Origin of the sequence: Alkalilimnicola ehrlichii, from assembly GCF_003399765.1 — a bacterium.
GTDB lineage: Bacteria > Pseudomonadota > Gammaproteobacteria > Nitrococcales > AK92 > AK92.
In genome coordinates, this window is the sequence record NZ_NFZV01000026.1 from 25,690 (window position 1) to 46,434 (window position 20,745).

Genomic DNA, 20,745 nt, shown 5'->3' on the forward strand with positions numbered 1-20,745 from the left:
CAAGCTCGCCAAGCGCACAGTGTTTGCATAACACATAAAAAATTATTGGAGGAGGAGCACTATGATGCGCGGATTGATGATGGATCGACCGTTGATGATTTCCCATATCATCGAATATGCGGCTGCGAACTTTCCGGATCAGGAAGTCGTTTCCCGCATGCCGGAAGGCGGTATACATCGCTATACCTACCCGGAGGCGGCTGCCCGGAGCCGGCAACTAGCGAATGCTCTGCGGAAGCTTGGCGTCGAGCCCGGAGATCGTGTTGCCACTGTCGCCTGGAACACCTATCGCCATTTCGAAATCTATTATGCTACATCGGGTATCGGTGCCGTTTGTCACACGATTAACCCCCGCTTACCGGTCGATCAGTTCAGCTACATCGTTAACCACGCCCAGGACAAATACGTTTTCGTCGATCTGACCTTCGTGCCTCTGCTGGAGAAACTGCAAGGCTTGTTCGAAGGCGTGCGCGGCTATGTCATTATGACCGACCGCGAGCACATGCCCGAGACCTCCTTGCCCGACGCCTACTGCTACGAAGATCTGCTCGCGGAGCAGCCCAGCGCGTTCGAGTGGCCCGAATTCGACGAGCAAGCGGCCTCGTCGTTGTGCTACACCTCCGGTACCACCGGTAACCCGAAAGGGGTTATGTATTCCCACCGTTCGACCCTGTTGCACGCCTTTTCCGTGCTGGCGATACCCGGTTTGGGGCTGAACGAAACCTGCTCCCTGCTGCCGGTGGTGCCGATGTTCCATGTCAACGCCTGGGGGGTACCGTATTTTGCGCCGATGATCGGGGCGAAGCTTGTGTTCCCCGGCCCGAACCTCGACGGCGCGAGCCTCACCGAATTGATGAATGCAGAAGGCGTCACCGAAGCCTGGGGGGTACCGACTGTCTGGATGGGGCTGCTTGGCCACCTGCGGGGCAGCGGCGAGCGGCTCGATAGCTTGCAGCGTGTCTTGATCGGCGGCTCCGCCGCACCGCGCGCGATGATGGCCGAGTTCAAGAGCCAGCACGGCGTCGAGGCCTTGCAGGGTTGGGGTATGACCGAGATGAGCCCGGTCGGCACTGTCTCCTTGGTGCGTCCGAAGGACCAAAACCTGCCGGAAGAAAAGCAGCTCGATATCAAAGTCACCCAAGGGCGTGCCATGTTCGGTGTCGAGATGAAAATCGTCGATGGCGACGGCAAGCGGCTGCCGCACGACGGTAAAGCCTTCGGCGAGCTGTTGGTACGTGGGCCTGCGATTATTAGCGGTTACTACGAGAACGCGGAAGCGAATGCTAAATCATTCGACGACGAGGGCTGGTTCCGTACTGGCGACGTCGCGAAGATCGACTCCGAGGGGTACATGGAAATCGTCGATCGGACGAAAGACGTCATTAAGTCCGGCGGCGAATGGATCAGCTCCATCGACCTTGAGAACGAAGCGGTCGGCCATCCGGAAATCGCCGAAGCGGCGGTTATTGCCGCGTATCACCCGAAATGGGACGAGCGGCCGCTGTTGGTCGTCGTGCGCGAAGCCGGTAGCGAATTGGATAAGGCCGGCGTTATCGAGTTTTTGAAAACGCGAGTTGCGAAGTGGTGGTTGCCGGACGATGTGGTGTTCGTCGACGAACTGCCGCATAGCGCCACCGGCAAGCTGCAAAAAGCAAAACTACGGGAGGAATTCAAAGACTATGTACTACCGGAAGCCAAGGCCTCTTAAGGCCTGGCTTTCCACGAAAGAGAAAGCGTTACTCAGAAAAAACATTAAAAGCGGCAACCGCCGTCTGGAGGAGAAATAATGAGTAAAGCCATTCGTCGTGCCGGCATCTTGGCCGGTGCTATTGCCGCGGGTTTGAGTTTGGCGTTTACCGCCACTGCCGCAAAAGCCGACAACATTCGTATCGCTTACATCGAGCCTTTGTCCGGACCGTTCGCTAACGTGGGCGATGCCGGTTTGCGTCATTTCCGCTTTGCTGCCGAACGGATCAATGCCGAAGGCGGGATTCTCGGCCGTCAGGTTGAGATCGTGCCGATGGATAATCAGCAAAGTGCGCAAGAGTCTCAAGCCTTGCTCCAGCGCGCCATCGACCGCGGCATTCCTTTTGTTACCCAGGGCAATGGCTCCGATGTGGCCGGGGCGTTGGTAGCCGGTATCGATCGTCATAACCGCCGCAATCCCAACAACCGGGTACTGTTCCTTAACTACGCTGCCGTCGACCCGGCACTCACCAACGAGCGGTGCAGCTTCTGGCACTTCCGTTTCGATGCCCAAAGCGACATCAAGCTCGAAGCGCTCACCAACTACATGCAAGAGCGTGACGATATTAAGAAGGTCTTCTTGATCAACCAGGATTACTCGCACGGCCATGCGGTTGCCGCCACGGCTAAGCGGATGCTGGCGGAGAAACGGCCGGATATCGAAATCGTGGGCGAGACGCTGCATCCGATCGGTCAGGTCCGCGACTTCTCCCCGTATATCAACCGTATTCGCCGCTCCGGTGCCGACTCGGTGATCACCGGTAACTGGGGTAACGATCTGGCGTTGATGGTGCGGGCTGCCGAAGATGCCGGCCTCGACGTTAACTTCTACACCTATTACGGCGGTGGCTTAGGCGTGCCGGCCGCCTTGGGTAAGGCCGGTGCCGGTCGCTTACTGCAAATCACCGAGTGGCACTCCAATGTGCCGTTCGAGGAAGACTTGACGGAAAACCGGGAGTGGATGAAGGCTTTCGACGAGCGGAACCCGGAAATCAACTGGTACTACCAGCGAATCTACAACCAGATGTACATGCTGAAAGCGGCTATCGAAGAGGCCGGTACCACGGAGGCGAAAGCGGTTGCCAATGCCTTAGCCGGTATGAGCTTCGAGTCGCCGACCGGCACGGTCTATATGCGGGCCGACGACCATCAGCTGATTCAGCCGATGTATATCTCGGTGATGGATGCCGACGTCGAATACGACGTTGAGAACAGTGGCGTTGGGTTCCGCACCATCGCCAAGATTCCGGCTGAAGAAACCGTAGTTCCGACCAGCTGCGAAATGCGCCGTCCGTAAGCGGAGCGACTAAGCAGCGGTAACTAATGAACGTCCCGGCGCCGGTGCGCCGGTGCCGGGACGCTTCTGTCGCAGGAACGGGGGTTTCCATGCTCGAAACGATTATCTTTTCCCTACTTAACGGACTGTTGTACGGCATGTTGCTCTTCATGCTCTCCAGCGGTCTCACACTCATCTTCGGCATGATGGGCGTACTGAACTTCGCCCATGCCAGTTTCTACATGCTCGGTGCCTACTTTGCATACACATTGGGGATGTATACCGGGTTCTGGGTCGCCCTGTTTTGGCGCCAATTGTGGTGGCCGGTATCGGCGCCTTAGTCGAACGCTACGGACTGCGGCGCGTTCATGCCTACGGCCATGTGCCGGAATTGCTGTTCACCTTCGGCTTAGCCTTCGTTGTCGAGGAACTGGTCCGCTTGTTCTGGGGCAACATGCCGATGAACTACCGGGCGCCGGACGTTCTCAACCAACCGTTGTTCAGCCTGTTCGGCTCCAATTACCCGGCATTCCGGGTGTTTGTGCTGGTGGTCGGCGTGGCGATGTTCGTCGGTTTGTACCTACTGCTGAAAAAAACCCGTGCCGGGTTGATTATTCAAGGTTCTTTGTCGCGGCCGGACATGGTATCGGCTCTCGGCCATAACGTGCCGCAGGTTTTCATGGCGGTGTTTGCTATCGGTACCGGACTAGCTGCACTTGGTGGCGTAGTCGGCGGTATTTACTTGGTTACCGAACCCGGCATGGCCTTCATGATGGGGCCGATCGTGTTCGTGGTTGTCGTGCTCGGCGGTTTGGGTTCCATCCAAGGCGCGCTGATCGCATCCATTCTGATCGGAATTCTACAGACGTTCGCTTTATCGGTGGATTTCTCCCTGGCTTCGGCATTCTCCGGTCTGATTACCGTAGCGCCCGATAGCTTATTCTCCACCTTGTGGAACATGAGTTCGGAGCGTATCGCCCCGGTGCTGCCGTTCCTGCTGCTGGTGCTGATGTTGATCTTCCGCCCGCGCGGTCTGATGGGGAGGCGTGAAGCATGAGTGCAGTATCGCAACAACAAACCGCCGCCGCAGCGCCTGTCGCGCTGCGGGGCTCGCAGTGGCTCCGCATCCTCTGGCCTTGGTTGCTGGCGCTGGCGATTGCTTTGATCCTGCCGCGGGTGTTCACCTCCGGTCATGCCATCACGATGCTCAATCAGATGGCGGTCATGATCGTGTTCGCCCTGTCCTACAACATGCTCTTGGGTAATACCGGGTTATTGTCCTTCGGTCATGCCGTCTATTTCGGGCTCGGGGCGTTCTGCTCCATGCACGTGCTGCGCGCCATGAACGAAGGCCTGGCCTTGCCCATCGAGCTATTACCGCTGGTAGCCGGTTTCGCCGGTTTGTTCTTCGGCATTATCTTCGGTGCCGTATCGGTTCGCCGGGCCGGGGTCGTGTTTGCCATGATCTCCTTAGGCTTGGGCGAACTCGTGCATGCCAGCTCGTACATGTTCACCGGCTTCTTTGGCGGCGAGGCGGGGCTGTTCGGCGACCGCGACGAGGCCGTGTCGCTGTTTGGAATCAACTACGGCCCGAACGTCACGGTCTACTACCTGGTTGTGGTATGGGCTTTGCTCGCCGCTGCGGCCATGTTCCTGCTGCGCAAAACGCCGCTGGGCTGGATGGCCAACGCGGTGCGCGATAACCCCGAACGGGCGCAGTTCGTCGGCTATAGCCCGCAGTTGGTGCGTTTCTTCCAATTCTGCCTGTCGGCTTTCTTTGCCGGTCTGGCAGGCGGGTTGTTCGTGCTTACTCAGGAGATTGTGACCGACGAGGCCGTTGGTGCCATCAAGTCCGGCACCGTACTGCTTAGCGCCTACATCGGCGGTATCGGCACTTTCCTCGGGCCGGTGTTCGGCGCCACCCTCGTGGTGTACCTGGAGCACTCCTTAAGCTCGGTGACCGATGCCTGGATGCTGTACTTCGGCCTTCTGTTCATGATGGTCGTGATGTTTGCACCGATGGGTCTGTTCGGGACTGCGATGCAGCAATTTGCTGCTGGCGTGCCGGTCATTGGCGTGGAACGGTGGGGTTGCGACTGTACTCCGTCGTTTTGATCATCGCCGCGTTGATCGGCGCCATCTGCATTATCGAACTTACCTACCATGTGCAGCGGAGCTGGGACCCGAGCATGCCGATGACGCTGTTCTACTTCACGGTCAATGCCACGACGGCGATGCCGTGGGTGGTCTCCGGCATCATCTTGGTCGGTTCGGTGGCGACGTACTACTTGCACGCCCGACGTGCTTTGGCGCGCGCGGTAGCGGCGGCCGGGGAGGGTAAAAAATGAGCGAATCCGTTGCTTTAAGCCTCAAAGGCGTGAAGAAAAACTTCGGTCGCGCCGAGATTATCCGCGGTGTCGATCTCGATGTGGCGAAAAACGAACGGCACGTTCTGATCGGCCCCAACGGGGCGGGTAAGTCGACCTTGTTCAACTTGATCAGCGGCCGCTTGCAGGTGTCTGCCGGCAGTGTGGACCTGTTCGGCGAGACGATCAGCGGTAAATCGCCGCATATGATCAACCGACAGGGGCTGAGTCGTAGCTTCCAGGTCACCAACCTGTTTCAGAACATGACGGTGATGGAAAACCTGCGCTGTTCCCTGCTGTGGTCGATGGGGCACAAGTACGCCTTCTGGAAGTTCGTAACGAAGCAGCGGGAGGTGACCGAGCGCGCCGAGGAACTGCTCGAACGTTTACGGTTGACGGCACGGCGCGACGTTCCGGCCGGCCTGCTAACCTACGCCGAGCAGCGGGCGTTGGAAATCGGTGCCACGATGGCATCCGGTGCCAAAGTGTTGTTGCTCGACGAACCGACCGCCGGCATGAGTCGAACCGAAGCCGACGAGGTGATGGAGCTGATTCGAGAGGTAACCACCGATTGCACCTTGCTGATGGTGGAGCACGATCTCGGGGTCGTGTTCGGCGTTGCCGATCGGATCTCGGTGCTGGTTTACGGCGAAGTGCTGGCCAGCGATACCCCGGAAGCCGTGCGTGCCAATGCCGCCGTCCAGGAAGCCTACCTGGGTAAGGAGGTGCACTAATGCTGCAAACCACCGATCTGCATGCCTACTACGGCAAATCGCATGTGTTGCGCGGCGTTTCCATGCACGTCGAAAAGGGAGAAATCGTCAGCCTGGTAGGCCGTAACGGCGTGGGACGCTCCACTTTGTGTAAAGCCGTCATGGGCTTAGTCCCGCCTGCCGGGGAAGTGCGTTTCGAGAACCAATCCATCCAGGGGCTGCCTCCGCATGCAATTGCGCGTCGCGGCCTGGGCTATGTGCCGGAGGATCGGGCGATTTTCCCCGGCCTCACGGTAGGCGAGAACCTGGAGCTGGGAATCAAGCGCAAGGGCCAGAGCGGGCGCTGGAGCTATGACGAGATCTATCGCCGCTTCCCGCGGCTGAAAGAGCGGGAAGAAACGGCAGCCGAGGTGCTGTCCGGCGGCGAGCAACAGATGCTGACCATGGCCCGGACCTTGTTAGGCAACCCGCGTTGCATCATCGTCGACGAACCGACCGAAGGCTTAGCGCCGAAGGTAGTGGAAGAAATCGCCATGTTGCTCAAACAGATCGCGGAAGAAGGTATGGCGGTTCTACTGGTTGAGCAAAAGCTGGGCATCGCCTTGGATATCTCCGATCGCCTGTATGTGATGGGCGAAGGGCGCGTGGTGTTTGACGGTAGCCCGAAAGAGCTCCAGGCCGCGCCGGAAATTCGTAAGGAGTGGTTAGAAGTTTAATAGGGCTAAGCAGGGCCGACGGCCGCCGTTAACGGCGGCGTCGTTATTTGAGGAGTAGAGTACGTAATGAGTGTTCGGCAGTTATTCGACCTGAGCGGTAAAGTCGCCTTGATCACCGGCGGTTCGCGTGGGTTAGGGTTGCAGATGGCGGAGGCCTTAGGTGAGCTAGGTGCGCGTATCGCAATTACCGCACGGAAAGCGCACGAGCTAACGGCAGCCGCCGAGCACCTGCAAGCGCAGGGTATCGACGTGGCGACTTTCCCGGCCGATATGTCGCAGCTAGACAATATCCCGGCGCTGGTCGAACAAGTCGTCGCGACGGTAGGCGATATCGATATTCTGGTAAACAACGCCGGAGCCTCCTGGGGCGCGCCGGCCGAGGAGTATCCGGCGGAAGCTTGGCGCAAGGTCATGACCCTGAACATCGACAGCGTGTTTTTCCTCGCGCAGGAAGTCGGCCGTCGCTGCATGGTCCCCCGTCAGGCGGGCAAGATCGTCAACATCGCCTCGGTCGCCGGTTTATCCGGTAATCCGGCGGGTATGAACACCATCGCTTACAACACGAGCAAAGGCGCGGTGGTGAACTTCACCCGCACCTTAGCGGCGGAATGGGGCAAATACGGTATTAATGTCAATGCCATTTGCCCAGGCTTCTTCCCCTCCAAAATGACGCATGGTTTGCTGAGCGAAATGGGGGATGCCTTTACCGCGCGGACGCCGTTGGGGCGGCTAGGGGGCGAGGAAGATCTCAAGGGGCTAGTAGCGCTCCTGGCATCCGATGCCTCACGGCATATTACCGGCCAGTGGATAGCCGTGGATGGCGGTGCCAGCGTCGCGTAAGCGACACGTTTCCCTTGCGTCTCAACCGCCCTCCCGCCAATTGGGTAAGTGCGACGACGCAAGGGAAATTGGCGCGCGAACCTATAGAAATATCTCTGTAACGTAGCTTTGCCGTCCTTGTCTTCCGGCAGATCGCCGAGGTGCTCGGCGCCGTTGCGCCGATCACCTCCTGGTTCGTCGAGCAAAGCTCAATGAATGTGCCCTGCGTTATCGTTGGTTCCTTCGATCTCGGCCGGATCGACTTCATGCGGTGCGGGCGAGTGCTTCTCCAGGCGCTTGCGGGCTTCCTCCGGCTCGACCGGCCGCAGCTGATCGCGGACTTCGCCGGGGCCGTAGTCAACGGTATGGATATCGACATAGAGTCGCTCGTCGAGTAAGAGGGCGACTTCCTCGTCGGAGAGCTCGAAGCGGCCGTAAAAGATACCGCTACGCTCGTCGGCGCCGAGATCCACCGGCATACCGTAAATGTAGCTATAGGCCTCGCCCGCGGCACCGGGGTGAATATGAACGCCGGGGTTTTCCGGATCTGCTTCGATATCCCGCAATTGGCTGGAAAGGCCGTGGAAGCTACCGTGAACGGTCAGCTCATTGCCCACCAAAACGGCGCTAGCCCGGCCGGTCGCCCCGGTTTCCGGCGCACCCTCCACCACGTGCTCGTTCTCCAGCTCCGCTTCGAAATGAATGGGCTTGTATTTGTGCTTGTCCTCACCGGCGCTAGCCACACCGACGGCCAAACTTAGCACCAAACCCGGTAACCATCGTCCAAAGCTTTTTGCTCGCATCGCAATAAGGCCTCCTGCCGTTCAACGTGCTGAACTCCTACGGGCGGTGAATCCTCTTGTCCGCCCCGACAGGCATAGATGAAGCAAAAATAAGAATATTCAATGGTTCTAATTGATGTTCTCGATTAACCCGAGTTCTGCTCAGCCGCTTGCAGCGAGGCACGCAGGGTCTTCAGTGTCTTCGAGTGGAACTCTCGGCGGTAGAGAATGGCGATGACCGCCAGGGTCGCGCCGATGAAGGCGTACGGGTGGACGAACCAGACCAGGGAAGCCAGCGCGAAGTAGTAACCGCGCATGCCTTCGTTAAAGCTGCGTGCGCCCAAAGCGTTGAGACGCGCGGCAAAATGGGCGAAGTGCTCTTTTTCTTCCTTCGGCGCGGTGGTCGCCGGGGCGCCGGCCATGGCCACGCAGCAGTAGTTGAACTGGCGAATCGACCAGGTGAATTTGAAGAAGGTGTAGACGAAGATTATCACCAGCACCGCTACCTTTACTTCGAATACCAGCTTGCCGTCGTCGGCCACGAAGGGCAGGGCAAGGATGACTTCGTAGGAGCGGTCGAGCGAGCCGAGCAGGGCGAGTAAACCGCCCAGAATCAGAATCGAGGTCGAGGCGAAGAAGCTGACCGCCCGCATGAGGTTGCCGATCATGGTTGAGTCGGCGACGCGGTTTTCCTGTTCGACTAGGTTGCGCATCCAGCGCAAGCGATGGTGGGACATCACGGCTGATAGGGTGTCCTGACTGCGTTTGCTGTAGTCGGTGTAGTAAGCGTAACCCGCCCAGGCCACGAGGAAAAAACCAAGGGCAAGCAGATCGGCGAGCGGTAACTCCAGCAAACGGGCGAAGGGAAAGGTTCCTGGCATGATGTCCGGTCGTTCGTAGTGGTGAAAGTCAGCGTATTCTGCATTAAAACCGATGTCTTCGGCGAGAGCTCCGCATTAGGCGGCAGCGGCTCGGCAACGCGGAGGCCCGATAATATTTACTGAAATAGGACGATATTAGTTATTTAGCGCTCGCTTAACCCTTTGAACCTTACTGCTATAGCCCAATTCTCCGCTCTAAGCCATATCAGGGGCTTATGAAGGAGTAGTCTTATGGTTCAGATGATCTCGGAACGACGCGCCGGTATGACGGCTGCCGCCCCGACAGAAGATCCCCGACGCTTGCGTTGGGGCGCGATTTTCGGCGGGGCTTTTGTTGCGCTTGGCGTGTGGGCTTTGTTGTACGTATTTGGCTTGGCCGTAGGGCTGGTGAGTGTGGATGTTACGGCCGGCGGTTTGAGTTTCCCCGGTTTGTTTGCCGGTATCTGGGCGGTTATCGCGCCGATTGTTGCTTTGTTCGTGGGCGGATATGTTGCCGCACGGTCGGCCGGGGCGCAGGATCGGATGTCCGGCGCCATTCATGGCGCGGTGCTCTGGGGTTTTGCCACGGTGCTTGGCATGGTCGCGGTGTGGATGTTGGTTTCGGCGTTGATCGCCGGGGCGGTCGGCCTGGGGCAGGGCCTCGTGGGGGTCGCTCAGCAGGCTAATGGGCAAGCCCTCGATGTCGGCGCTCAGCAGTTGCTTGACCCGATTAACCAGCAGTTGGAGGAGGCGGGCCATCCGACGCTTACCGCTGGCGAGCTGGAGTCGGCCATGCAAGACGTGGTGACCCAAGGGCTGCAAGGCGGCGAGGTCAACCAGCAGGTGATTGAACAGTCGTTGGTCGCCAACACCGGTTTGGATCAGCAAAGCGTTCAGGAAATCTCGGGAACCTTGCAGCAGGAGATCCAAGGAGTATTAGGCGATGCCGAACAAGCCGCGGCCGACGCGGCGGAGGCTACCGGCGCTGCGATGTGGGGGTGTTCTTCGCCTTGCTGCTTGGTTTGATCAGCGCGCTGGTCGGTGCCATTGTCGGTACCTCCGGCCCGCAGCGGGCGCAGGCCGCCGCCGCTCAGGCGCCGGCGGAGGAGGTCGAGCACGACCGCAAGTCTACCGCCCGCGCTAATCGCTAACCTTTTTGCAAAGGCCCGGCCATAACGCCCTGCCGGTCGCTAAGCGGCCCGCGGGGCGTTGTCGGTAGGGGCTTATCATCGCGCGCTTTTGCTCAGCTGCATGTAATGATCTCGCTGTGCTTTATCCAGCTTTTCCAACGCGTAGCGCAGCGTTACGCGCGGCATTGTGGCTGCATGTCGGTCGAGAAACGCAAGTAGTTTCTGCGGGGCTTTCTTGCCTGCTTCCCGTAACCAGGAACCGACGGCTTTTAGCACTAATTCGTGCTCGTCCGTCAGAAGTTGTGCCGCGATGGCGAAGGTGTCGTCGACCTCGCCGGCGCGAATGAAATAGTAGGTGCTGACGATGGCGGTGCGCCTTTTCCACGGGTCGCTCGCGCGAGCCAGCTCATATAAGACATCTCGCGGCTGGTCGATAAGGTAGCCGCCGACGACGTGCGGTGCAGCGCGGTCGACGAGGTCCCAGTTGTTAATGCGGTCGTGGCGGTTTAGATAGAGTTCGAACAAGGCCTTGCGCCGTTCGGCAGACAGCGATTTTTGCCGCGCTTGGAAGTCCATGACGCTCACCGCCGCCATGCGCACCTCGTAGTAAGGACTTTCCAGCAGCTGTTCGATGTCGTTTAGCGGCAGTTCGGTGTAGCGCTTGGCTAAGGGAAAGATCTGGCCGATCCCGACGCCAAGAATTTCGCCGTCAGCGGCAGGGCCTTTATAAAATCGACGTACTTTCTCGACAGCCTCGGGATGACCGATTGCTCGCAACTCGGCGAGTAACGCCTCTGCCGTTGGTTTCTGCATACGCTTCTCCTTGTTGTCTTTGGAGCGACGCGCCGGTCGGCGTTCGACATTCCGCCCTTCTCTTGATACTCGTCAAGGTTTGCTCAGGTCGTGCTGTTCTGTGCTAAGGGTCACTTCTCAAGTTGATATCGATCAAGGTTGCTCACGTGATCCAGCATTAGTCTTTCTATACGTACCGGGCAGGGAGGCCGTTGACGGAGCCCTGTCGGGTTATTGTCCGCCAACTGTCGCTTTGCCCTCCGTTTATTGGCCGCTGCGGCCCGCTGATTACAGATAACGGTAGCCGACATTATGTCTATTCGTTTAGGTCTTGTCGCTTTTGCCTGCGCACTGTTAGGGGCTTTGCTGTGGTTGTCCGTGTCGGCCGCTGCGACCCATCCCTTCTTCCCCGATGCGACGCGTATTGCCGAGCCTAGCGGTGAGCCGAAGGTGCGCGCCGTTTACCGCAACGACGAGTTGTTAGGGTATCTCTTCGAAACCAACGATGTCGCGCCGATTCCTGCCTATTCCGGTAAACCGGTCAATATGTTGGTGGGTTTGTCGGTGGAGGGCCGGATTACCGGGGTTGAGGTCATCGAACACCATGAGCCGATCATGCTGGTCGGGATTCCGGAGTCGGCGCTGGATGATTTTGTCGGCCAGTACATTACCCGCTCGGTCCGCGAGCGGGTTCGGGTAGGTCGCAGCCGCAGAGTGCAGCCCGATGTGGTGAATGTCGACGCCGTGTCCGGCGCTACGGTCACGGTCGTGGTCATGGGCGAGGGCATTATGCGTTCGGCGCATGTCGTGGCACAGGCGTACGGCTTATCGGTGGGCGGCGAGGGCGCAGTGGCGCGTGTCTACGACGAGGTTTTCTACGAAGCGGGCTGGGAAGCTTTGCGGGAGGAGGGGGCTATCGGTCGCTTGCACCTTACCCGCGGCGAGGTCGACGAGGCTTTCGTCGGTAGCGAGGCGGAAGGTGTCGGCGTGGCGGCGCCGGGTACCGAAGACGATACCTTTATCGATTTTTATTACGCTTATGCCAGTGCGCCTACCATAGGCCGCAACCTGCTGGGCGAGGCCAATTACGAACGCCTGATGAGTGGGTTGGCGGAGGACGAGCACGCTATTTTGTTGATGGCGCGCGGCGAGTACTCCTTCCGCGGTTCCGGCTACGTGCGCGGCGGCATCTTCGATCGGATTCACCTGCACCAGGGCAGTCACAGCCTGTCGTTTCGAGATCGGGACTACCTCCGTTTTCGTACTGTAGCGCCGGAGGATGCGCCACGCTTGGCAGAGATCGGCGCGTTTGTGATCCGGGCCGAGCACGGTTTCGACCCCGGCAAACCGTGGGAGATCGACTTGCTGGTGCGGCGCCAGACCGGTCCGCTGGATAGCGTGTTCATTACCTTCTCCGGCGAGTATCAGTTGCCCGCGCACTACTTCGAAGCTCCGAGCGCTGTGAACGACGCCGCTAGCGCCTTATGGGTTGAGGTGTGGCGCGATCGCGTCTTCCAGATCGCGGTATTGGCACTAGGGTTGACGGTGTTGACCTTTATCCTGCTGTTCCAGGACTGGTTAACTCGCTATCCGCGCCTGATCAGTCGTCTGCGAGTGGGCTTCTTGCTCTATACGCTGTTCTTTATCGGTTGGTACAGCCTGGCGCAGCTGTCGGTGGTGAACGTGCTGACGTTTACCGGCGCCTTGATGACCGAGTTCAATTGGGAAACCTTCCTGCTCGATCCGCTCATCTTCATCCTCTGGGCCTTTGTCGCCGTCACCCTGTTGCTTTGGGGGCGGGGCGTTTTCTGCGGCTGGTTGTGCCCCTTCGGCGCGCTGCAGGAGCTGGTCAATAAAGTGGCCCGTAAGGTCAAGATTCCGCAGTACGAGCTGCCGTTCGCCGTGCACGAGCGGCTCTGGGCGCTGAAGTATCTGATTCTGCTGTTCTTGTTCGCGGTGTCCTTACACTCGCTCGGTCAGGCCGAGGTGTATGCCGAAGTCGAGCCCTTCAAGACGGCTATTTTAATGCAGTTCCAGCGCGAGTGGGGCTTTGTGATCTATGCCCTCGGCCTGGTGTTGGTGTCGGCGTTCACCAATAAGTTCTACTGCCGCTACGTTTGCCCGCTGGGTGCGGCGCTGGCCGTGCCGGCGCGGCTGCGCCTGTTCGATTGGCTTAAGCGGCATCCGAACGACTGCGGCCAGCCTTGCCAGATCTGCGCCAACGAATGCGAAGTGCAGGCCATTCATCCTGACGGCCGCATCAACCCCAACGAATGTCACCACTGCCTGGATTGCCAGGTTACCTACTGGAACGACCGCAAGTGTCCGCCCATGGTTAAGCAGCGTAAGCGGCACGAGAAAGCGGCCGCACGTGCTGGTGGTGGTTTCCCGGAAATCCATGTCCCGGCATCGGCCGGTAAAGCAAAAGGGTAGTAGTACCATGACTGATAAAAAGCAGCCTGCTGATTGGGAAGCCGAGCAAACCGCGGCCGAATCCTCATCCTCCCAGGGCTTGAGTCGGCGAACGTTCCTCGGCGGTGCGGCGGTGGCCGGTGTGGCCGGCGCGGCCTTGCCGGCGGCATTTTCTCCGGCGGTGCATCGGCCAGTCGCCCTGGCCGGCCTTTGGAGAAGGATCACCACGTCGCGCCTGGCGAGTTGGACACCTACTATGGCTTCTGGAGCGGCGGCCAATCCGGCGAGGTGCGGGTGTTCGGTATCCCCTCCATGCGCGAATTAATGCGTATTCCGGTTTTCAACTTCGACAGTGCGACCGGCTGGGGTATCACTAACGAAAGTAAGCGCGTCTTAGGCGAGGGCGGAGCTTTCCTCAACGGCGATACCCACCACCCGAAGGTGAGCTACACGGATGCACGCTACGACGGCCGGTGGTGCTTTATCAACGATAAAGCCAATACCCGGGTCGCGCGGATACGCCTGGATATCATGCGTACCGATAAGATCACGACCATTCCCAACGTGCAGTCCATCCATGCTTTGACTTTGCAGCGGGTGCCGAAGACCGAGCGCGTCTACGCCGGTGGCGAGATGATTATTCCGCTGCCGAACGACGGCCGCCACCTGGAAAACCCGAAAGAGTACTGGACGCTGATGTCGGCCCTCGACGCCGAGACGATGGAGGTGGTTTGGCAGGTTATCGTCGACGGTAACTTGGATAACGCCGACACCGATTACACCGGTAAATATCTGGCCGCTTCCTGCTACAACTCCGAGCGTGGCGTGACCCTGCCGGAAATGATGGGGCCGGAGCGCGATTGGGCGGTGGTGTTCAACCTGCCGGCGATCGAGCAAGCGGTGCGGGACGGTAAGTACACCACGATTGGCGACTCTAAAGTGCCGGTCATCGACGGCCGCGGCGCCGCCCAGGGTGGCACCGAATACACGCTTTACATTCCGGTGCCGCGTAGCCCCCACGGCATTAACACCGCGCCGCCGGACGGTAAGTACTTCGTTGCCAGCGGTAAACTCTCGCCGACCTGTACGGTGGTCGAGTGGGCGAAGGTGGACGACTGGTTCGCCGGCAAACTCAACGATCCGCGCGATACCGTGGTCGCCGAGCCCGAAGTCGGCTTAGGGCCATTGCACACGACGTACGACAACCGCGGCAACGCCTACACCTCCCTGTTCCTCGACAGCCAAGTGGTGAAGTGGAACATCGCCGACGCCATCCGCGCGTACAACGGCGAGAGCGTCAACTACATCCGCGACCGGGTAGATGTCCACTACCAGATCGGCCATCTCAAAGCTTCGCTTGCCTGTAGCCGCGACGTGGACGGTAAGTACCTGGCCGCGCTGTCGAAGTTCTCCAAGGACAGGTTCCTCCCAGTGGGTCCGTTCCATCCCGAGAACGATCAGTTGATCGATATCTCCGGCGATAAGATGAAGATCGTGCACGACGGCCCGACCTACGCCGAGCCGCACGACGCGCTTATGGTGAGGGCCGATCAGATCCGCACCAAGCAGATCTATGACCGGGACGATCCGTTCTTTGCCGAAACGGTGGCTATGGCGAAGCGCGACGGCGTGGTACTGGAGCGGGACAACAAGGTGATTCGGGACGGCAATAAGGTGAGGGTCTACATGACCTCGCTGGCGCCGAACTTCGGCATCACCGACTTCAAGGTCAAGAAAGGCCAGGAAGTTACCATCGTGGTGACCAACCTCGACGAAATTGAGGACGTCAGCCACGGTTTCTGTCTGGTGAACCACGGCATCAACTTCGAGATTCATCCGCAGCAAACCTCCTCGGTTACTTTTGTGGCGGATAAACCCGGGGTGCATTGGTACTACTGCAGCTGGTTCTGCCATGCCCTGCACATGGAAATGAACGGCCGCATGCTGGTCGAGGCGTAAGCCCATGGCGGCCGCTCCGTTAGGGGTGGCCGCCTTTTTTCTAGGAGGCTGTGTGTACCGAGGTTTAATTTTCAGCAGTGCGTTGATGCTGTTCTTGCTGGTTCAGACAGCGGCGGCAGCTATGACCGTGCGTCCGGACGACGGCGCGCTGCAAACTATTATCGATCGGGTAGAGCCTGGTGCCGAGTTGGTGCTGGAAGCCGGGGTGTACCGGGGCGGCATCGTGATCGATAAACCCTTGACCTTGCGCGGCCGGCCTGGGGCGGTAATCGACGCCGGCGGCGAGGGCGATGTGGTGCGGGTAACGGCAGCCGATGTGCGCCTGGAAGGCCTGATTCTGCGGAACTCCGGTTTTAACCTTACCGAGGCCAATGCCGCTGTCTATGGCGATCGCGGCGCCAACAATATCAAGATCGTCAACAACCGAATGGAAAACAGCGCCTTTGGTATCTGGTTATGGCACCTAGAGGGAGCCGTAGCCCGCGACAACGATATCGTCGGCCGTGCCGAGGTGCGCTCGCAGGATCGCGGCGACGGCCTTCGGCTGTACAACATCGACCGTAGCCTGTTCGTCGGCAATACCGTTCGCGATACACGGGACGGTGTCTACATCGATACGAGCCGCGAGGTCGAATTTCGCGATAACAGCTTCTCCGATCTGCGCTATGGCATTCACTACATGTATTCCCACCACGGGCGCATCGTCGGCAACGATAGCCGCAGGACGCGTAGCGGTTACGCACTGATGATGTCGAATTTTCTGGAAGTGGTCGGCAATACCTCGGTCGACGACCATAACTACGGATTCTTGCTGAACTTCGTGCGCAACAGCACCGTTGCCGAGAACCGTGTCGAACGGGTAACCGGCTGGCATGGGCCCGCCGGACGGGAACACGGGGTTACCTTAGGCAGCGAAGGCAAGGCCATCTTTATCTATAACTCGCAAGGGAACGAGATCCGCGACAACGTCTTCGCGCAAAGCGAAATCGGTATTCATCTCACCGCCGGTTCTGAGCAAAACCGCATCTACGGCAATAGCTTTCTACACAACCAAACTCAAGTCCGCTACGTCGCCACGCGGGAGCAGGAGTGGTCCTACAACGGCCGCGGCAATTACTGGAGCGACTATCTGGGCTGGGATTTGAGCGGCGACGGCATCGGCGACACGCCTTACGAGCCGAACGATGCGGTCGACCGTCTGTTGTGGAAATACCCCTTGGCCAAGGTATTGATGAATAGCCCCGCTATTCAGGTGTTGCGCTGGGCGCAACGGCAATTTCCGGTCTTTCGGCCGCAGGGCGTGCGCGACAGCGCACCATTGATGAGGATGCCGTAGCGATGGTTGGGCGAAGCAGGCAGGTGGGTCCTGTAGGAGGTGTGCGGCATGACTGCTGCGATTGAACTGACGGGCGTTTGCAAACGCTACGGTAAGCTGGGCGCGCTGAACGGGCTCGATCTTCGCATTGAGCCCGGCGAGGTGCTGGGGCTGTTAGGGCATAACGGTGCCGGCAAGACCACGACGATGAAAATCGTGTTAGGGCTGATTGCCGTCAGCGAGGGTAGCGTTCGGGTGTTCGGTCACGACCCGCGCGCCCGCGGCGCCGGCGGACGCCGCCATTGGGTAGGGTACTTGCCGGAGAGCGTCACCTTCTACGAACAGCTCAGCGGACGCGAGGTCTTGTCCTACTTCGCCCGCTTGAAGCGAGCCAGCCGGACGCAGGTCGAGTTACTGCTGGAGCGGGTTGGCTTGAGTGCCGCCGCCGATCGTCGCGTCAAAACTTACTCTAAAGGTATGCGCCAGCGTCTTGGGCTGGCGCAGGCTTTGCTGGGGCGGCCTCGATTGCTGTTGTTGGACGAGCCCACTGTCGGGCTCGATCCGCTGGCGACCCAGCAGTTCTACCAAATGATCGACGAACTACGCGAAGACGGTGTGAGCATCATTCTCTGCTCGCACGTGCTGCCCGGCGTCGAGCGGCACATAGACCGCGCTGCCATCCTCGGCGGCGGGCGTTTGCTCGCCCTGGGGAGCTTAGAGACCTTACGCGAACAAGCCGGATTACCGTTGTTGATTCAAGCGCGCGGCGACTTCCAGCAAACCGACTGCGTGGCGTCTTTCGCCGAGCCTGGCTACCAGGCCCGGCGTATCGATGCGCACCGGTTAGAACTTGCCGTGCCGGCAACGGCCAAGCTCTCGGCGTTACGCCAACTGCTCGATCATCCCAAGGTGAACGACCTTACGTTCGAGCCGCCGTCGTTGGAAAGCCTTTATACCTATTTTGACGGACTGGCGCGGGTGGACTCATGAACACCGTTTTTATCGTTGCCGAGAAAGAATTCCGCGATGGCCTGCGCAACCGTTGGGCCTTAGCCATCACACTCATTTTTGCCTTGCTGGCGCTGGGAATTGCCTACTTCGGTGCGGCGGCGTCGGGTGCGGTCGGTTTCACCTCGCTCGATACCACCCTTGTGAGCTTATCCAGTCTGGCGGTTTTTCTGATTCCGTTGATTGCGCTCATGCTTGCTTACGACAGCATCGTTGGCGAGGAGGAGCAGGGTACGTTGTTGTTACTACTGACCTATCCGCTCAACCGCTTGCAGTTGCTGCTTGGTAAGTTTCTCGGTCACGGCGCCATCCTGGCCGTATCGACCAGCGTCGGTTTCGGTTTGGCCGCCGTGGTCATTCTCCTGTTCTCTGATACCGCGGCAGTGGGCGCACTCGTTGCCGCCTTTAGTTACTTCATCGTGACGGCCGTGCTGTTGGGGTGGGTCTTTATCGCCTTTGCCCTGTTGCTCAGCAGCCTAGCCGGCGAGAAATCGCGGGCTGCCGGCCTCGCCTTGGTGGTGTGGTTTGTGTTCGTGCTGGTCTTCGATCTGGCCCTGCTCGGTTTATTGGTGGGTACCGGCGGCGGCGTTAACGCCGACCTTTTCCGCTACCTGTTGTTGCTCAACCCGACCGATGTCTTCAGGCTGGCGAATCTCACCGGTTTCGAAGCTACTCAGGCCTCCGCTGGATTGACTTCTATTGCCGCCGAGCACCGTTTCGGCCCAGGCACCTTGTTATTCGTGCTCATGGCCTGGGTGATCGTTCCATTAGCTTTGGCCGGTTGGCATTTCAGCCAGCGGCGCACGTGAGGTAGAAAAGATGCTGACGCGTCGACGATTATTGATCGGTCTTGGGGTCGCCAGTCTAATCAGTGTGACCGGCTGCGGTCGCCGCGACGAGAGCGACCTGAGCTGTAGCCCCTCGCCCATCGACAGTGGCCACGACTGCGCCGTCTGCGGTATGTTCGTATCGCACCACCCTGGCCCGAAGGGGCAGGTGTGTTTACGTCATAACCGGGGCCAGTTGAACTTCTGTTCGACGCGCGACTTATTCGCTTGGCTACTACAACCGGAAGCTTCCGCTCAAGTGGCCGCCGTCTACGTTCACGATATGGCTAAAACCGACTGGGCGTCGCCTTCGGATTCGGCATTTATCGATGCCAAATCCGCCTATTTCGTCGTCGGTCACGGTCGTACCGGTGCGATGGGCGCCACCTTAGCTCCGTTCGGCCAGCTTGCCGATGCAGAAGCTTTTGTCGCCGAGCACGGCGGGCGGGTGTTAAGTTACAGCGATATCGACTTGGATACGCTGCAAAACCTTTAGCGGGTGGGGTCCGGCTGCTGCCACCGACAACCAGGGGCGGAGGGCGCTATTCTGCCTGCCCCAGGTTGGCAGGGCGCAGTTTAACGCGACGCAGTAGCCATTGCGCCGGCGCTTCGATCATGCCGCGCGTTTGGCCATTGCCGCCGACGAAAAAGCGCACGCTAAGCTCGCGGTCGATCTCAACCGCCTCGCCGGTGGCCAGGTAACGGGCCTTGCTCCGTTCGGGGCCCTTGATACGAGTGTCGGTGATAACGAGCAAAATCTCCCGCTCGCCGTCCTCCGTTTCTTCCCCTATTTCCTTAGCGCTGAGTAGATAGTCGCCAATGGCCAACGGGCCGGTGTCATGGTCGACGGTGATGTATCTGCGTGCCATTAGATAGCCTCCGACTGAGGATAATGCTCTTTTCTAACCGATACCGCGGCGCCCGTCTTGTGTAAACTCGGCAAAACCATCATCTTCTTGTTTTATGATTGCCTTTACCTAGAGGATGCCGCGGATGAGGGTTGGACAAGGACGTACTTGGTTAGCGGTGGGGTGTTTAAGCGTACTGCTGCTTGCTTGCAATGCCGATTCCGATAACGATTTTCCCAACGAGAACGGCACGGTCCCCGATGCCGACACCGACCTTGAAGAGGCTGTGCTGAGCCGTCTGAACGCTTTTCGCACCCAGCCGCGCCGTTGTGGCGACGACGATTTTCCCGCGGTGGCGCCTGTCGATTGGAACGGCCCTTTAGTGCGGGCGGCACAGGCGCACTCGGACGACATGGCGCGGAATAACTTTCTCGGCCATACCGGCTCCGACGGTTTAGGGCCGGGCCATAGAATCCAAGCCGCCGGCTATCGCTTCTCGGCTTGGGCGGAAAACGTGGCAGCGGGTCAGGAGACGGTCGAGGCGGCCATGCAGGCTTGGGAGAACAGTCCAAGCCACTGCGCCAATCTGATGAGCCCGAATGTAACGGAGGTCGGCGTGGCGGTTGCTTTCAACCGCGACAGCGACTTTGGCTCTTACTGGACGATGAAATTAGCTGCTCCTCAATAAAGCGGAAGATAGCCGCACGGCAGGTCCATGATTTACGTAGGTTCTCTTGTGTTTGTTGTTTGAGATGTTATAACGTTTCGTTGTTGGGTTGGGCTTCGTTTAAGGGAGAAGGGTGGCATGAGTCAGACTTACGCCGATGAGCTGATTCCCTCCAGCTACGAGAGTTGGCGCTATTGTATCGAGGAGAAATGTGGCATCGAACTGACCGAGCGCTATCTTCGCGATCGCATCGAGGCGTTGGCCGATGAGCGTGACGAGTACACCCGACGTTACCGCCGGTTATACGGAGATCAACAATGGCAACGGGTCCGAAGCTGGTTCGAAAAGGCATTGCAGGAAACGATCGGTTGAGAGCTGTGGCCGGCGGTGCAGACACCTTCTACAAAGCCTAAGGGAATACCGAACAATCTATCCAACCCGGCTTACTACTCCGCTATCTTGTGCCGCCGCACCATCAAAGTGGGCGAGCCGCGAGTCTTGCTTGCATA

24 protein-coding genes are annotated in these 20,745 nt (G+C 59.1%); 20 read left to right on the plus strand and 4 right to left on the minus strand.

Annotated elements, in window-relative coordinates; genetic code table 11:
- Window positions 1-61: 61 nt before the first annotated feature.
- The 9 genes from CAI21_RS18600 (at window position 62) to CAI21_RS18635 (ending at window position 7,657) form a co-directional block, all read left to right on the plus strand.
- Window positions 62-1,708: a long-chain-fatty-acid--CoA ligase gene (locus CAI21_RS18600; protein ID WP_258868998.1), complete on the plus strand. Its 1,647-nt coding sequence runs from the start codon at window positions 62-64 to the stop codon at window positions 1,706-1,708.
- A gap of 78 nt (window positions 1,709-1,786) precedes the next feature.
- Window positions 1,787-3,043 carry a branched-chain amino acid ABC transporter substrate-binding protein gene (locus tag CAI21_RS18605; RefSeq protein WP_116303674.1) on the plus strand — a complete coding sequence of 419 codons (1,257 nt, stop codon included), beginning with the start codon at window positions 1,787-1,789 and terminating at the stop codon, window positions 3,041-3,043.
- An 89-nt stretch (window positions 3,044-3,132) separates the two neighbouring features.
- Complete coding sequence (locus CAI21_RS24225) at window positions 3,133-3,363, plus strand: ABC transporter permease subunit (protein WP_220348830.1); 231 nt, start codon at window positions 3,133-3,135, stop codon at window positions 3,361-3,363.
- A complete protein-coding gene (locus CAI21_RS18610) occupies window positions 3,339-4,079 on the plus strand; it encodes a branched-chain amino acid ABC transporter permease (protein ID WP_220348832.1) in 741 nt (246 codons plus the stop codon). The genes CAI21_RS24225 and CAI21_RS18610 overlap by 25 nt, the downstream gene beginning before the upstream one ends.
- Window positions 4,076-5,137 (plus strand): branched-chain amino acid ABC transporter permease, encoded by a 1,062-nt coding sequence (locus CAI21_RS18615; protein WP_116303675.1) that lies wholly within the window; start codon window positions 4,076-4,078, stop codon window positions 5,135-5,137. Before CAI21_RS18610 ends, CAI21_RS18615 begins: the two co-directional genes overlap by 4 nt.
- The gene (locus CAI21_RS18620; protein ID WP_147305172.1) at window positions 5,113-5,370 is read left to right on the plus strand and encodes a hypothetical protein; all 258 of its coding nucleotides are present in this window, start codon (window positions 5,113-5,115) and stop codon (window positions 5,368-5,370) included. The genes CAI21_RS18615 and CAI21_RS18620 overlap by 25 nt, the downstream gene beginning before the upstream one ends.
- The gene (locus CAI21_RS18625; RefSeq protein WP_116303677.1) at window positions 5,367-6,122 is read left to right on the plus strand and encodes an ABC transporter ATP-binding protein; all 756 of its coding nucleotides are present in this window, start codon (window positions 5,367-5,369) and stop codon (window positions 6,120-6,122) included. Before CAI21_RS18620 ends, CAI21_RS18625 begins: the two co-directional genes overlap by 4 nt.
- Window positions 6,122-6,817 carry an ABC transporter ATP-binding protein gene (locus CAI21_RS18630; RefSeq protein WP_116303678.1) on the plus strand — a complete coding sequence of 232 codons (696 nt, stop codon included), beginning with the start codon at window positions 6,122-6,124 and terminating at the stop codon, window positions 6,815-6,817. The genes CAI21_RS18625 and CAI21_RS18630 overlap by 1 nt, the downstream gene beginning before the upstream one ends.
- Before the next feature lie 66 nt (window positions 6,818-6,883).
- On the plus strand, window positions 6,884-7,657 hold the full coding sequence (locus CAI21_RS18635; RefSeq protein WP_116303679.1) for an SDR family oxidoreductase: 774 nt from the start codon (window positions 6,884-6,886) through the stop codon (window positions 7,655-7,657).
- A gap of 188 nt (window positions 7,658-7,845) precedes the next feature.
- On the opposite strand, the gene CAI21_RS18640 is transcribed toward CAI21_RS18635, so the two are convergent.
- Window positions 7,846-8,439 (minus strand): CHRD domain-containing protein, encoded by a 594-nt coding sequence (locus CAI21_RS18640; RefSeq protein WP_116303680.1) that lies wholly within the window; start codon window positions 8,437-8,439, stop codon window positions 7,846-7,848.
- A 125-nt stretch (window positions 8,440-8,564) separates the two neighbouring features.
- Window positions 8,565-9,299, minus strand: a complete 735-nt coding sequence (locus CAI21_RS18645) for a DUF599 domain-containing protein (RefSeq protein WP_116303681.1) — start codon at window positions 9,297-9,299, stop codon at window positions 8,565-8,567.
- 231 nt (window positions 9,300-9,530) lie between these two features.
- Between CAI21_RS18645 and CAI21_RS18650 the strand changes: the two genes are divergently transcribed.
- Together CAI21_RS18650 and CAI21_RS23370 are read left to right on the plus strand one after the other, a co-directional pair.
- Window positions 9,531-10,304, plus strand: coding sequence for a hypothetical protein (locus CAI21_RS18650; RefSeq protein WP_116303682.1), 774 nt, complete (start codon window positions 9,531-9,533; stop codon window positions 10,302-10,304).
- The gene (locus CAI21_RS23370) at window positions 10,271-10,429 is read left to right on the plus strand and encodes a hypothetical protein (RefSeq protein ID WP_181919532.1); all 159 of its coding nucleotides are present in this window, start codon (window positions 10,271-10,273) and stop codon (window positions 10,427-10,429) included. Before CAI21_RS18650 ends, CAI21_RS23370 begins: the two co-directional genes overlap by 34 nt.
- 75 nt (window positions 10,430-10,504) lie before the next feature.
- Here the strand turns inward: CAI21_RS23370 and CAI21_RS18655 are convergent, their stop codons facing one another.
- Window positions 10,505-11,221 (minus strand): DNA alkylation repair protein, encoded by a 717-nt coding sequence (locus CAI21_RS18655; protein ID WP_116303683.1) that lies wholly within the window; start codon window positions 11,219-11,221, stop codon window positions 10,505-10,507.
- Between the two features lie 291 nt (window positions 11,222-11,512).
- Between CAI21_RS18655 and nosR the strand changes: the two genes are divergently transcribed.
- Genes nosR through CAI21_RS18685 form a run of 7 tightly spaced genes read left to right on the plus strand, consistent with a single transcriptional unit; the run spans window position 11,513 to window position 19,217 of the window.
- Complete coding sequence (gene nosR, locus CAI21_RS18660; RefSeq protein WP_116303684.1) at window positions 11,513-13,633, plus strand: transcriptional regulator NosR; 2,121 nt, start codon at window positions 11,513-11,515, stop codon at window positions 13,631-13,633.
- A 7-nt stretch (window positions 13,634-13,640) separates the two neighbouring features.
- Window positions 13,641-13,937 (plus strand): twin-arginine translocation signal domain-containing protein, encoded by a 297-nt coding sequence (locus CAI21_RS26160; protein WP_258868221.1) that lies wholly within the window; start codon window positions 13,641-13,643, stop codon window positions 13,935-13,937.
- Window positions 13,856-15,571 carry a TAT-dependent nitrous-oxide reductase gene (gene nosZ, locus CAI21_RS18665; RefSeq protein WP_258868222.1) on the plus strand — a complete coding sequence of 572 codons (1,716 nt, stop codon included), beginning with the start codon at window positions 13,856-13,858 and terminating at the stop codon, window positions 15,569-15,571. Before CAI21_RS26160 ends, nosZ begins: the two co-directional genes overlap by 82 nt.
- 52 nt (window positions 15,572-15,623) lie before the next feature.
- A complete protein-coding gene (locus tag CAI21_RS18670; RefSeq protein ID WP_258868999.1) occupies window positions 15,624-16,907 on the plus strand; it encodes a nitrous oxide reductase family maturation protein NosD in 1,284 nt (427 codons plus the stop codon).
- A gap of 48 nt (window positions 16,908-16,955) precedes the next feature.
- Window positions 16,956-17,876 (plus strand): ABC transporter ATP-binding protein, encoded by a 921-nt coding sequence (locus CAI21_RS18675; protein WP_116303686.1) that lies wholly within the window; start codon window positions 16,956-16,958, stop codon window positions 17,874-17,876.
- Window positions 17,873-18,703 (plus strand): ABC transporter permease, encoded by an 831-nt coding sequence (locus CAI21_RS18680; RefSeq protein WP_116303687.1) that lies wholly within the window; start codon window positions 17,873-17,875, stop codon window positions 18,701-18,703. The genes CAI21_RS18675 and CAI21_RS18680 overlap by 4 nt, the downstream gene beginning before the upstream one ends.
- A 10-nt stretch (window positions 18,704-18,713) precedes the next feature.
- Window positions 18,714-19,217, plus strand: coding sequence for a nitrous oxide reductase accessory protein NosL (locus CAI21_RS18685; RefSeq protein WP_116303688.1), 504 nt, complete (start codon window positions 18,714-18,716; stop codon window positions 19,215-19,217).
- A 46-nt stretch (window positions 19,218-19,263) separates the two neighbouring features.
- Here CAI21_RS18685 and CAI21_RS18690 read toward each other — a convergent pair whose 3' ends face one another.
- A complete protein-coding gene (locus CAI21_RS18690) occupies window positions 19,264-19,590 on the minus strand; it encodes a hypothetical protein (protein ID WP_116303689.1) in 327 nt (108 codons plus the stop codon).
- Window positions 19,591-19,714: 124 nt separating this feature from the next.
- Here CAI21_RS18690 and CAI21_RS18695 point away from each other — a divergent pair, with 124 nt between their 5' ends.
- Both CAI21_RS18695 and CAI21_RS18700 read left to right on the plus strand, forming a co-directional pair.
- The gene (locus CAI21_RS18695) at window positions 19,715-20,257 is read left to right on the plus strand and encodes a CAP domain-containing protein (RefSeq protein WP_116303690.1); all 543 of its coding nucleotides are present in this window, start codon (window positions 19,715-19,717) and stop codon (window positions 20,255-20,257) included.
- A 117-nt stretch (window positions 20,258-20,374) separates the two neighbouring features.
- A complete protein-coding gene (locus CAI21_RS18700; protein ID WP_116303691.1) occupies window positions 20,375-20,608 on the plus strand; it encodes a hypothetical protein in 234 nt (77 codons plus the stop codon).
- Window positions 20,609-20,745 lie beyond the last annotated feature (137 nt).